The 12414-nt window shown below is 33.6% G+C and carries 11 protein-coding genes; 4 read left to right on the forward strand and 7 right to left on the reverse strand.

All coding sequences use genetic code 11. The features are described from left to right. Nucleotides 1-161: 161 nt before the first annotated feature. Complete coding sequence (locus SYN6308_RS19855; protein WP_017296211.1) at nt 162-2705, reverse strand: fimbria/pilus outer membrane usher protein; 2544 nt, start codon at nt 2703-2705, stop codon at nt 162-164. Between the two features lie 140 nt (nt 2706-2845). Here SYN6308_RS19855 and SYN6308_RS19860 point away from each other — a divergent pair, with 140 nt between their 5' ends. Beyond that, the gene (locus SYN6308_RS19860) at nt 2846-3511 is read left to right on the forward strand and encodes a tetratricopeptide repeat protein (RefSeq protein WP_017296212.1); all 666 of its coding nucleotides are present in this window, start codon (nt 2846-2848) and stop codon (nt 3509-3511) included. Nucleotides 3512-3761: 250 nt separating this feature from the next. Here the strand turns inward: SYN6308_RS19860 and SYN6308_RS19870 are convergent, their stop codons facing one another. From SYN6308_RS19870 to SYN6308_RS19885, 4 genes are all read right to left on the reverse strand, one after another. Continuing rightward, nucleotides 3762-4343: a transposase gene (locus tag SYN6308_RS19870; RefSeq protein WP_017296214.1), complete on the reverse strand. Its 582-nt coding sequence runs from the start codon at nt 4341-4343 to the stop codon at nt 3762-3764. Nucleotides 4344-4498: 155 nt separating this feature from the next. Then, on the reverse strand, nt 4499-4816 hold the full coding sequence (locus tag SYN6308_RS23045; RefSeq protein ID WP_017296215.1) for a hypothetical protein: 318 nt from the start codon (nt 4814-4816) through the stop codon (nt 4499-4501). A 60-nt stretch (nt 4817-4876) separates the two neighbouring features. Then, nucleotides 4877-5050, reverse strand: coding sequence for a hypothetical protein (locus SYN6308_RS25040; protein WP_017296216.1), 174 nt, complete (start codon nt 5048-5050; stop codon nt 4877-4879). A 792-nt stretch (nt 5051-5842) separates the two neighbouring features. Further along, nucleotides 5843-6442 (reverse strand): pseudouridine synthase, encoded by a 600-nt coding sequence (locus tag SYN6308_RS19885; RefSeq protein ID WP_017296217.1) that lies wholly within the window; start codon nt 6440-6442, stop codon nt 5843-5845. 265 nt (nt 6443-6707) lie between these two features. Between SYN6308_RS19885 and SYN6308_RS19890 the strand changes: the two genes are divergently transcribed. The 3 genes from SYN6308_RS19890 to SYN6308_RS19900 all read left to right on the forward strand — a co-directional run bounded on the left by SYN6308_RS19890 (nt 6708) and on the right by SYN6308_RS19900 (nt 9431). Further along, complete coding sequence (locus SYN6308_RS19890; RefSeq protein WP_017296218.1) at nt 6708-7565, forward strand: hypothetical protein; 858 nt, start codon at nt 6708-6710, stop codon at nt 7563-7565. Nucleotides 7566-7632: 67 nt separating this feature from the next. Continuing rightward, nucleotides 7633-7773, forward strand: a complete 141-nt coding sequence (locus SYN6308_RS25045; protein ID WP_017296219.1) for a hypothetical protein — start codon at nt 7633-7635, stop codon at nt 7771-7773. Between the two features lie 11 nt (nt 7774-7784). Next, nucleotides 7785-9431, forward strand: coding sequence for an MBL fold metallo-hydrolase (locus tag SYN6308_RS19900; RefSeq protein WP_017296220.1), 1647 nt, complete (start codon nt 7785-7787; stop codon nt 9429-9431). Between the two features lie 230 nt (nt 9432-9661). Here SYN6308_RS19900 and psb27 read toward each other — a convergent pair whose 3' ends face one another. Continuing rightward, nucleotides 9662-10072 (reverse strand): photosystem II protein Psb27, encoded by a 411-nt coding sequence (gene psb27 / locus SYN6308_RS19905; RefSeq protein WP_017296221.1) that lies wholly within the window; start codon nt 10070-10072, stop codon nt 9662-9664. A 154-nt stretch (nt 10073-10226) separates the two neighbouring features. Then, nucleotides 10227-12374: a TPM domain-containing protein gene (locus SYN6308_RS24095; protein ID WP_237741234.1), complete on the reverse strand. Its 2148-nt coding sequence runs from the start codon at nt 12372-12374 to the stop codon at nt 10227-10229. Nucleotides 12375-12414 lie beyond the last annotated feature (40 nt).

The raw sequence follows: 12414 nt of genomic DNA on the forward strand, positions 1-12414 counted from the left end.
TCCTTTATCTTTTGTTTATTTATTTTAAAATTTTCTTTGTTAAGAATCTTAACTTATTATGGCTCAATCAGCAATTCGGATTTAAAAATGAAAGTTGAGAGAAATTTTTTTTGTTATTATTAGTCTTTTTTCGATCGATCTCAATTATCCTTATGTACCTATTAGGGAATTATTAAATTTCCTAAGTCATAAATACCTGTTTTATCCGCAGGAATTTCAAAAATGGTCGATCGAACTGGTTCTGTAAACAATTTTAGTTCGTAACGTCCGGGTTTTAATCCCAGTAAAGCAAATTTACCTACTCTATTAGTAAACAGAGTCACAGGAGTCCAATTACTGTCAGATAAAGATGTTACTTGTCCCGCTTGTAGTGCGATCGGCTCCCCTGCACTATTTTGCAATACTCCCCTTAAAAAAACCGTTGCTTCAGTGCCGACAACAATTACAGTACCACTTTTATAACTAGGTAAAAGACTAAAAATTGTTTTGCCCAAATCATAACCCAAAGGCATATTCGGAGCATCCACTCGAATAGTTGTCACCGTATAAGAACTTAAATCAGGTACGATCGCAGAACCAAAAATGCTGGTTTGAGCCACATAACCATATAAATTAGGATTAACTCCCACCAATTGATCAGCAAAATTATCATTACGCGCCACCATCACAAAACTATCATTAACAGGGCGAGTCCAACCAAAACGCCCATCCGCATAAACAAAAGCCGTACCAAAACTAAAACTTGTGCCTTGACGAGATTGATCATAATCGTGATTAAGATTCATCGTACCAAAAAAACCTCGATAATCTAGCCCTAATCTTGCCCCCACATAACTCGGCGAGGGATTATTTCTTAAGCCAATGCTTGTGTTAATACTGTTATAAGGTACAGGACTTCTTTTGTTCCATGTTATTTCACTGATTTGTTCTCTTTGACTATTCAAGTCGTTTCTAAAAGTAAAAGATTGTTGTGATGAGGTTCGTAATAAGTTAAATAAAAATTGCGTTTCTTTTCTGCCTGATTGTTCTTGACGATTATTCATAGTAAGATTTAACTGAAAACCATTACCCAAATTCTGATTAATACCTAATGCGGCACGATAAGCATTCGGTTGATTTAAACTACCTATTTGATAACCTAAATTAAGATTAATACCGAAACCATTAAATAAAGTTTGACCATAATTAAAACCAAAATTCCACGCTACATTATTAGTTGACTCGCTAAAAAGATTTAAAGGATTGCCAATACTCAGATTGCCAAAACGTTGAAAATAAGGACCTAAATATTCTACTTCAAAGCCAAAAGTTGGTAATTTTGCTTGACTGCCTCCTAATGCTAAATATTGATAACGTAATCGAAAAGCATGATCAAAACCTATGGGGTTACTGCTTAACGCCATATCCCAACCAAGATTACCTAAAGAAGTGGCTAAAGTTCCTTCAGTGCCGATAACTTGTTGCACTCCTGCTAGTTGCAGATAACCTCCTAGAGTAAGAGTCGGGGTGATGCCCTGTCGATAGAAACCGCCTACAATTGGTTTACTGCTATCATAACTTCGGGTGCTGTTTTGACTATAGGAAGGAATACCTAAAGCGAAAGCAAATTGTTGTAAACCTACGTCTAATAAATCGGAAGCGAGGGGAAGGGCAAAAGAAAGATTACGAGTTTGTCCTGTATTGTCAGTAATCTGTAAGGTGACATTGTTCAAACCTGTATTAAGGGAGAAATTACGAATATCTTGAGGACCTGCTGGAAGTTGCAAAGTCTGTCGCAGTAAGCCATTGACGTATATTTCTACCCGTGAAGGACGTTCTAAAAAAAACTCAAATTGTCCTGTGGGTAAAGTGGATAAATAAGGTTGTAGGGAAAAATTGCGAATAACTCCAATTCCTGCCATGGGTACAAAACTTTGATAACCTCGTGTTGAACTAAATAAATCCCCCATGATGTAACGAATACCACGCTCTGGATCGTCTTTCACTAGGCGAATATCGGCTCTAGTTAAGGGTGTATCACTTTTTTCGGTAAAGCTACCACTGCCTTCTAAAACCCATCCTTGATAATTAATTGCTCCATCTAATCCTAGGTTAAAAGGTTGTCGCCCTAAATTTGAGCTACTTGTACCATCCCAAGCATAAAATTGATTTCCTCTTAAATTAATAAACGCACTAAGATTACTTGGTCTGAGAGCATTAGCGGCTTCTTTGGGAATACGAGCATTGCCTGATCCATAAACAATGGTTTTACGGAGATTTGGAGGGATTTCTACTCGTAATTCTAACGATCGTTCATTAAAATTAGCATCGATTCCTGTGGATTGTAATGCCGAAAGGGTTAAATTACCACTTTGATCTACTAAACCTTCGAGACGGCTTTGAATATCTGGACGAGCATATTGTGCCATCTTTTTTAAGAAAGTATCTCCTGTAATTTGTAGATTACTACTACCACCTAAAGAAACAAAAATTATAATTTGTCCTTGCTCTAAATCATTAATATAAAAAGGGACGATAACCCGTTGCACTCCTGTTGGCTTAGGACGTTTAAACACTCTCTCAAAAATTTCATCAGTATTTTCGTTTACTGTAGGGGTTTCTGGTTGGGGGGTTATTTCCTGCTCTGTATTTTGAGATATTTCTAGTAAGGATGAGGAGGCAAGGGGAATTGATGAATTTAAAGTAATTAACAGATTCCAATACATAATACGATCGTGCTGATGATAATTAATTGAGAAAATAGTTATAATCTAAACACTTTTATTCTATTTTTGTGAGGATAATGTTTTTAAGTCGTCAGATTTTCTCTATGATGTCATTCTGTTTATGCCTAGGATCATCGGTGATGACACTCCAACCTTTACAGGCTCAAATTATTTACTCTGATCATACGATCGTTTCTTCCCTCACGAAAAGGGCAATTAATCAAACTTCTGATGATAATGCAGAAATTTTATTTGAACAGGGAGTTAATCAAGGGGAAACTGGTAATTATTCCTTAGCAGTGGCATTATTTTCTCAAGTAATCAGTTTAAGTCCTCTTTCTCCTGAAGCCTATTATAATCGTGGTTTGTCTTTTGAACGTTTAGGTAAATCTGATCAGGCGATCGACGACTATAATGAAACTTTACGGTTAGATAATTTATATATTCCAGCCTATATCAATCGAGGAAATCTTTATAGTCAACAAGGTAATCATCAAAAAGCGGTAATGGATTTTACTCGTGCGATCGAAGTTGATCCTAATCGTTATAAGGCTTACTATAACAGAGCCAATAGTTATTTTCAATTAGCCCACTATTCCCAAGCGATCGCAGATTATGATAATGTTTTAATTTTACAACCCGATTATATTGATGCCATTTACAATCGAGGCTTAACTTATTATCAATTAGGTAAATTGGATGAAGCCAGAAAAGATTTATTTCAAGCCGCCCAACAATACCTTAATAAGCGCGATCGGCATAATTATTTAGAAGCATTAGATCGCATCACCGAATTAAACCTGTAGGGGCATATGGTATATGCCCCTCTCTCAATCATGTTATGAGATATGCTCCTCTCTCAATCTCAATCATGTTATGGTATATGCTCCTCTCAATCTCAATCATGTTATGACATATGCCCCTCTCAATCATGTTATGGGGTGCAAACCTTGCGGGGTGCAAACCTTGCGGGGTGCAAACCTTGCGGGGTGCAAACCTTGCGGGGTGCAAACCTTGCGGGGTGCAAACCTTGCACCCCTACGGAAATATATGGGTTTAAAATGGCAAATCAATCAATAATTCTTGGGGATGATTTTTGTTATTTTCAGGATCATCATCCCATTTTTGCGGATTATTGATAATGTATTTCCGAACATTATTTAAATGTTCTTCGCTTCTGATGATTGATTCATAATAATTTTTTTGCCAAACACACACCGTTGTTTCATTACAAATTTGTTTAATCCGTTTCGTCACCGCCGATTTAAACCCCCCAACCAATGACGAAAGCGATCGAGGTTTCCTCCGTAGGGGTGCAAGGTTTGCACCCCGAATATGGTTTACATCCGAAATATTATTTATCTTCTCATGGGTAATCGCCACCAATCCATGAAAATGATTCGGCATAATTATCCATTCATCCAAAACAACTTCTTTTCGTATTTTTTCTGTATTAAGCCATTCTTCCGCAACAATATTACCGATTTGATTCAGAAACATTTTACCATCCCGAATTTCGCCGAATAAATGTTGTTTTTTCGCCGTGCAAATTGTCACAAAATATATGCCCGATTGTGAATAATCGTAATTTGGCAACCGAATCGATCGACGATGATGATAATCGGGATTATATTTCATTATTCTTCATAATTCATAATGATTAATACAAATAAATTTTAATTCTTTATCGATTTATCGGGGTGCAAATTTATCGGGTGCAAACCTTTTATATTGGAATGGGGTGCAAACCTTGCATATTGGAATGGGGTGCAAACCTTGCACCCCTACGTTTTTTAATTTGTTGGGGCATATGGTATATGCCCGATATTGGCTGGTATATGCCCGATATTGGCTGGTATATGCCCGATATTGGCTGGTATATGCCCGATATTGGCTGGTATATGCTCGATATTGGCGTTTATTTTTGGGGTGGAATTTTGACGCATTTTTGGGGCATAACCTTCTGTGGCGTTGGGTTTTAAAGTTAAGGTTTTTGGAGGCGTGGAGGATATATTTTGATCCCTTTTTGGCGGATTTTCTGCCATAACCACCGATGGAGTGAGGGTGATTAATAATAAACACAAAATTTTAAATAAAAGAGAAATTTTCATAAAACACCTCCAATACCCTAGAGGAAGTTCTATGTTTGGGTTTTCTCCCTTTTAGGTAAATTAACGATCGATTTCAAATGTAGCGGTAACTTCTCCTACGGGTAATTCTTGAGGCCAAGGAATGATAAATTGACGTTTGTTACCTGCAAGGATATTTTTCCCCTCAACGCCATTAAGTTGCTCTTTGGTTAGGGTAATAGATTGATTTTGATTATTATTTGAAGTCAGTGTCATTTTTACTCCTCTTAATAATTCATGAGCAGTTCCTTTATTTTCCAGTAAAATAACTAATTGATCTTTACCCTCGTCATTTTTTCGATGACTAACACTTTCTAAAACTACATCAGATTTGATATTTGGTGGGGTAATATAAATCGCCCCTTGATGATTAAATAGTGCTGAAATGTTAACACGAATACCTTGAGATGGTTGTTGTTCAATAGTCTCTGGTTGTTCTTCCTTGTTAACTGGAAGTGGTATTGTCTGTATCGCTCGTCAGTTAGTAGATTGAATTTGTTGTTTTTTTCTTATACCCCTATTATGACCAAAGCCCTTATCAATAACATCGGTTTTAATACTCAACTTTCTTTGAAGACGAAAATTATCTCTATAGATAAATACTGAGTCATTAATACTGACTTTACACAATCTTTATATATTTACTTAGGTATTGCGGAAAAAGTCCATCTATATCTAAGATAATTTGTTCGGGAGGCTTTGAATAACTTTCAATAAATTTATCCACAAAAAAACGTCGTAGTTTTTTTATTTCTTGACAGAAAATTTGGTTTACGTCTTTTTTTCAATTTTCTCATGAATAATTCAGGCTAAAGAGGGATGGGGTATTCTTGCTCCCATTTTGATAAAAAATCTTTTTTGAAGATGTCTATTGATAAAAAAAGTTCGATTTATTGAACGATACTTTGTTAGCTATATAGTTTATTACACGGTGAGTTATTGATTAACAACTAAATTCTTTATTCCTAACACCTCATCTTCACCAATAAAATTTATAATTCACCTAATTTATAATTTTTCGAGGATTTTTTGTTCTAAATCTGTCAATTTTCGCCATTGTCCGGGGGATAATCCTGTTAAAGTTAATTCCAGATGAGAATTTATCCCCATTTTTACCCTAATTAATCTTAACGTAGGATGTCCAACCGATGCCGTCATTCTTCTCACTTGACGATTACGTCCTTCTGTTAACTGTAGTTCAATCCATGCTGTCGGAATTTCTCTGCGATACCGAATCGGCGGATTACGAGGAGGCAATTCTGGTTCATTGATTAGTAAATTTGCTCTAGCTTTTTTCGTTTTTTTACCTTGAATTATCACTCCTTGTTGCAATTGACGCAAGGCTTGAGGAGAGGGGATATTCTCTACTTGACTCCAATAAGTGCGCGGATGAGCAAAACTTGGTTCACAAAGACGATGTTTTACTCTATTATTATCGGTTAATAACAATAAACCTTCACTGTCCAAATCTAATCTACCCACAGAATAAATATTAGGTATCTCAATATAATTTTTTAGAGTTTCTCTTTGATTACTATGAAGACTATCATCAGTAAACTGACATAGAACATTATAAGGCTTATAAAATAAAATATAACTATAACTCATTGTGAATTTTTCAATAAACTTCAAACTTCGATCGAGTCTTAAATATAAATTCAAAATCTAATTTTGTCTAAAAATACTGTCAGTTGAAGGTTGAAGATTCGATCGGATTGTACCATATTTACGATTAAAGAATGATCATTTAGTGGTTTTGTTTCTGCTATAATGTATGTAATTTTGAAAAACTCTAGTATGGCAGTGTATCTCAAATTTATCTAAGTTCGATAAAAACTTTAATTGTTAAACTGTACTTTTTTACCTATTTTTTATGACTACTCCCCACTCAAACAAATCTACTTTAACAAATAAAGACTGGTATGCCATCGCTTGTAAAATTAGAACACAAAATCAAGAATTAAAACAAGAAACCAGTGAGTTAAAAACTTTAATTGAAGAACAAAAAAAACAAATTAAAGTTCAGGTAATTAAGAATCAAGATTTCCAAAAAAAATGTCAAGAATATGAGAAGAAGATACAACAATTAGAAACAGAAATTAATGATAGTCATATCCGTATTGAGGAGCAAAATGAGCAGTATCAAAAACAGAAAATAGTTATGGAAAATTTAACTAAAGAATTGAAAAAAAATCAACAATTAGCTGCTAATTTAGAACGGGATTGTTCTTTACTTCAAGACAACTATAATCAAGGGCAATATCATCTAAAACAAAAAGAAAAAGAGAACAAAGAATTACACATTAGATTGCAAAGACAACAACGCTATAACGCTCAATATAAAACCGCTTTAGATCATTATTTAACTAACTCAGACACTCCAAAAGATGTTAATAGTTTAGGGATAAAATCATGGTCAGATAATAATATATCTTCTCAGAATAATATCATAAATGGTACTTCGGAAACAGTTAATTCTATGGCAGAAATACCAACTTTTTTAAATAAAATAGATGAAGAAATTGCCCAGATTGATCGAGAAGTACTACAGCACGATCAAAATTTAGAAGATAATATAAAATCTCATAATGATTCTCTCAATAATCCTATTTTACCACCCCTAAAAGAAAATATATCCCCTAATCAAGAAATAAGTAAATCTGAGGAAAAAGACAACAAGAAAAAACCTCGCAATAAATCTTTCTTAAAATTACCTAAATTTGGTAAATAAATTCTAAAAATTAATTTAGTGAGAAATCTCAAATAACATTATAAGATAAAGATATTAGATCAATGATATGGAGCAATTATCACCTATGGATGTTAAAATGTTAATAGTAATCCTCACAGGATTATTTATCGTCTCAGCGTTATTTTTCGGTACTAAAAACGGTTATTATGATACAGATGATTATGATGGTAACGGTTCGGCTCACTAAAATTAGTATCTATGATTAAGCGGCAAGAAATATCTTCAATACCGCCAATACCTCTTTCCTGTTATCCCTTCGGTGTGGGTAATTATACGGAAGGGGTTGCCATCTTACTCAACATTGGCAATTATCGCATTTTAATTGATTGTGGTATCGGTGATCTTAATTCTTTATTGGTGAATAATCAACCTCCTGCAGATTGGGTTTTTTGTAGCCATGCCCATCAAGATCATGCTCGTAGCTTATTGTATCTTCGTAAAAAATTTCCCAAGTTACCCATCTACAGTAGTGATGTCACGGCAAAGTTATTGCCTCTAAATTGGTTACAAGAAGAAAATATCAACTCCCTTCCCATTGCTCAAGTTTTGCCTTGGCGATCGACTATTAGTTTACAATCAGACTTAACCGTAGAATTATATCCAGCGGGTCATTTACCCGGAGCGGCTTGTTTTCTGTTTCAATATACTTATGGTGGGCGAGTTTATAAAATTTTTTACACAGGGGATTTTTGTCTCTCCAATTTACAACTGGTGGAGGGTTTATCTTTAGATAGTCTGCGAGGCTTAAATCCCGATGTGCTGATAATTGAAGGTAGTTACGGCACAGCGAGACATCCCCATCGCCGTCAACAGGAAAAGCATTTGATGGCAAGAATCAAAACTGCTTTAAATAGTAAATTTAATGTAATTTTACCAGTACCTACTTTTGGTTTAGGACAAGAAATGTTAAAATTGCTTCGATCGCACCATGAATTTACAGGCATAAACCTAGATATATGGGTAGATGGAGACTTACCCCAAGCCTGTGACTTATACTTAGAACTAATAGACTACTTTCCCCCCAATGTCCAGAATTTTGCCAAACATCAACCCCTATTTTGGGATGACAAAATTAAACCGAGAATGCGCCGAGTCACCGAAGAAATACCTCGTCATGATTTAACCACTTCTTCTAGTATCGTCTTAACCGATAAATTAGAGCATTTAGAAGCCTATTGTGTCAAAAGTCAAGAAAAATGGTTAGTATTAGTACCTGAACAATCAAAAATAAATCATAGCTCTATATTTAAAGAATTTTCTCGTAAGATTAACCCTCAAAATATTATCATCGAAAACTATCTTTTAGCAGAACATAGTGACGGAAGAAACACAACTCAACTTATTCACAATTTACGACCTCAACATATTGTATTCATTCATGGTTCACCCAATTATTTAAGCGACTTAACCAGTTTAGAAGAATTACAAAATCGTTATCAATTACATTCACCTTCCGTAGGAGTAAAGGTAGATTTACCCATTGGAGCGAAGTTTTTACAACCAAAAGTCAACCCTCAAACTAACTATGAAGGGGAGTTAAATGAAACGGGGGCATATATTACTATTACTTTACCAGAACAGATCACTAGAGATGTGCGTTGGCAAAATTTCGGTGATACGGGATTAGTAGAGGCACGTTGGCAAGGAGAAGAATTAGTGTTAAGAGGATTATCTCAACGGGAATTGTTACAACAAAATAACCTCTTGCGCCGTCAAATCAACCCCGAATCTTGCGGTAATTGTCTTTATTATCAAGAAGAATATTGTAATAATAATAACTCTCCCCTTCATCGTTTAAAAGTACCCACTGATGGCTATTGTCCACTTTTTGAGGGAATTATTTAACAATTAACAAACAATTAAGAAAATATCCCCTCTTATTCTTGTCTTCGGAGTCTTCCAAGTCATTCATCATCTATTTTTATTGTTCACTCAGGTGTATATTGGATAACTGTGACTAAAATTTTGCACTTATTTAAAAGACAAAAGCGTTTATATTTTAAAACAAATTAATGCACAATCCTCAAAGAAGTTGCTTATAATTCCTCATTCTTAATTCCTAATTCCTCATTCATTTAATAGCCTTTTTTGAGAGCAAATTCTACTTGTTTAAACTCTTGATTTAAACGGGTTTTTAGTTTATCAGGTAAAGGGCGATTACCATAAGAAGTATAATAACCTGCTAAAGAATTAACGGCGGTTTGCATAGTAGTAAAAGATTTTAAACCACTGTAATTACTATTTTTGCGATAGCGAGAAATATAGTCATTGATTTGTTGTTTTGCTTCTTTTTGAGTGGCTTTTTTGGTTTCCATATCGGTATCATCAGGAAGTGCGATCGCAGTAGTTAATGTTTCTAATACCGTTAAGGTATCATCGGCATATTTACCTGTTAAATTAGCGGAGGCGGTATCTATATAACCGACAAAACTAATGGTAACAACTAAAACTAAAACAAGAATTTTTGATAGTACAGACTTAATCATGTTTATTTATAACTATAATTTTATTAGTTATAGATAATTTTATCAGTATAGGGTGATCAACTTAATCAACTCGATCGAATCCTCATCAATAAAGTAAGTTGTAAGTTATTTTATTAATTTTAAAATTCACAATCTATTTTGCACAAGTACTTACCTACCAATCACCTCCTGCACCTCCTCCGCCACTGTCACCTCCGCCAAAACTTCCACCACCATTGCTACTACTACCACCATCGCTATAGCTATCACTGGCAACATAAACCACCATCGGAATTATTCTTTCTATTTCCTGTACATAATCACAACATTGACAACGAGAATTAATTAATTCAATACCTGTATTATTTGTTGTAGCTTGACGGGTAACTTTAGTAGTTTTAATCATGGTTAACTCATGACAATGAGGGCAATATTGAAAACGAGAATTATTGCTAGTATAAGCACGAATATATAAATTTTGTTGCTGATAATCTGTACTTAAAGGAAATTTCCACCCCTCAAATTCTACACTACCAATTTTTTGGGCTACTTGTTGGGCGGGAGTTAACAAAGAAGTTAAAATCGAGGGCTTAACATATTCCATCGGCGATCGAGATTTACTACAATAATATCTAGGTGCTTTACTATAGTCGAGAGGATTTTTTTGTAAAATAAAATATAAGTAAATATTAGTACTAAATATAGCCATAATTGCTGACAAAAAAGTTAAAAATAAACCTAATAAATTATTCTGTACTAATAAAGGTTTGAGAGAGCTATTATTTAATAATAAAACAAATAAATCGATCGTCAAGTTTTTGACATAAGAAAAGAGATATGATACACGAGGAATTATATTTTCTTTAGTACCTGTGATGATCATTAATAAAATAGCAATACTGAAAATAATGCTTAAACTAATACCCATTATCCACAGGATTTTTATTCCTAACTTTTTTCCCTCATTAATTCTTATGTATTTTTCGGATTCATCAACTAAAATAAATTCCCCCATAATGAAATAAATTAATGAGAGTATAATTAAACTAAGGAAAAAATAGTGAGCAATATGATTAATAATCCCGTAGAAAAATAACCAGTTTATAGCAAAACTTATGGTAAAACTCAAGAGGATAAAAAGACTTTTAGCTCGATAACTACCATTAAAGATTAATAAATTAACTAACTTCAATAATGGAATAATTGTTAACAAAGAAAGGCAAAAACTAGCGAATAATAAAAAGTTATGGATATTTTCTAATACATTAACAGGTTTTGCAAAATAAAATATTGTACCAAGAATAACATTGATAAAGATAAATACGATCGAAAATATTAAAAAACTAATGGGTTTAAGAAATTTAATTTGTTTTGCTTTGTCTTCAATTAACGCCTCAAAATGTTCCATAAAAAAGAATAAAAATATTGCCCAAATAATGATTAATAAATGAAAAGTAATTAGTAAAGATGAATTGGGATACCGAGTAAAATTTTCCAGAAAATTATTGAGATTAAGATAAATTGATGATTGTAATAAGCCTTGAAGAATAAAAAAGTTAACAAGAAAAGAAAATACCAAACAAAAAATAAAATTCATGATGGTAAAAAGCCATGAAGTAGGATATTTTTTATTGCTTTCTAGGTAAATAATTTCTCCCTTTTCAACATAAATTGGGATAGTTAACTTTTTTCTCTCTTTATTAAGTAAAAAACTACTTCCTAATCCTGAAACAAACATTACAATAAGTAAATTATTGTTATTGTAGTCTGCAAGATAACTACTGTCGAATTCATCAGCTAAATTAACCGCTTGAATTAAGGCTTTTGTACCATCTAAAATACCTTTATCAAAATTACCTTTTTTAAATTCAGGGGTAATTTTTTGATTAATAATATTACCCACTTTGGCATCGGGTAAAATGCTTTCGATACCATAACCCGTTTCAATTTCTACCCTTCTATCTTGTATAGATACCAAAAACAAAATACCATTGTCCACACCTTTTTTGCCAATACCCCAATGATTAAATAACTCCGTAGTAAATTGCTTTGGTGTAGGAGAAGGTTGGGTTGTTGTGACTGTCACAATCGCAATTTCAGTCCCATTTTTAGCTTCTAATTCACTTATTTCTCGGTTGAGTTGCTGTTTGGTTTTTTCACTTAAAATATTTGCCATATCGCTTACCCAACCGTTATAATTGTGTTGAGGATTTGGCACTTCTTGAGGTGTTAAAGCATGACTAATTAAAGGAAAAATAAAGATAGATAAACAAAGTAAAATCCCCAAAAAAAACTTTTGATAAGCAATTTTTATTTTCATCATTGTTTCACCGTTCATTATTTTATCTTTAGGGTAAACTGAT

The sequence above is a fragment of the Geminocystis herdmanii PCC 6308 genome, from assembly GCF_000332235.1.
GTDB classification, from domain to species: Bacteria; Cyanobacteriota; Cyanobacteriia; order Cyanobacteriales; family Cyanobacteriaceae; genus Geminocystis; species Geminocystis herdmanii.

Coding starts and splice junctions, on each gene's coding strand:
- SYN6308_RS19855 (WP_017296211.1), bottom strand. CDS start 2,705: ATGTATTGGAATCTGTTAATTACTTTAAATTCATCAATTCCCCTTGCC.
- SYN6308_RS19860 (WP_017296212.1), top strand. CDS start 2,846: ATGACACTCCAACCTTTACAGGCTCAAATTATTTACTCTGATCATACG.
- SYN6308_RS19870 (WP_017296214.1), bottom strand. CDS start 4,343: ATGAAATATAATCCCGATTATCATCATCGTCGATCGATTCGGTTGCCA.
- SYN6308_RS23045 (WP_017296215.1), bottom strand. CDS start 4,816: ATGAAAATTTCTCTTTTATTTAAAATTTTGTGTTTATTATTAATCACC.
- SYN6308_RS25040 (WP_017296216.1), bottom strand. CDS start 5,050: ATGACACTGACTTCAAATAATAATCAAAATCAATCTATTACCCTAACC.
- SYN6308_RS19885 (WP_017296217.1), bottom strand. CDS start 6,442: ATGAGTTATAGTTATATTTTATTTTATAAGCCTTATAATGTTCTATGT.
- SYN6308_RS19890 (WP_017296218.1), top strand. CDS start 6,708: ATGACTACTCCCCACTCAAACAAATCTACTTTAACAAATAAAGACTGG.
- SYN6308_RS25045 (WP_017296219.1), top strand. CDS start 7,633: ATGGAGCAATTATCACCTATGGATGTTAAAATGTTAATAGTAATCCTC.
- SYN6308_RS19900 (WP_017296220.1), top strand. CDS start 7,785: ATGATTAAGCGGCAAGAAATATCTTCAATACCGCCAATACCTCTTTCC.
- psb27 (WP_017296221.1), bottom strand. CDS start 10,072: ATGATTAAGTCTGTACTATCAAAAATTCTTGTTTTAGTTTTAGTTGTT.
- SYN6308_RS24095 (WP_237741234.1), bottom strand. CDS start 12,374: ATGATGAAAATAAAAATTGCTTATCAAAAGTTTTTTTTGGGGATTTTA.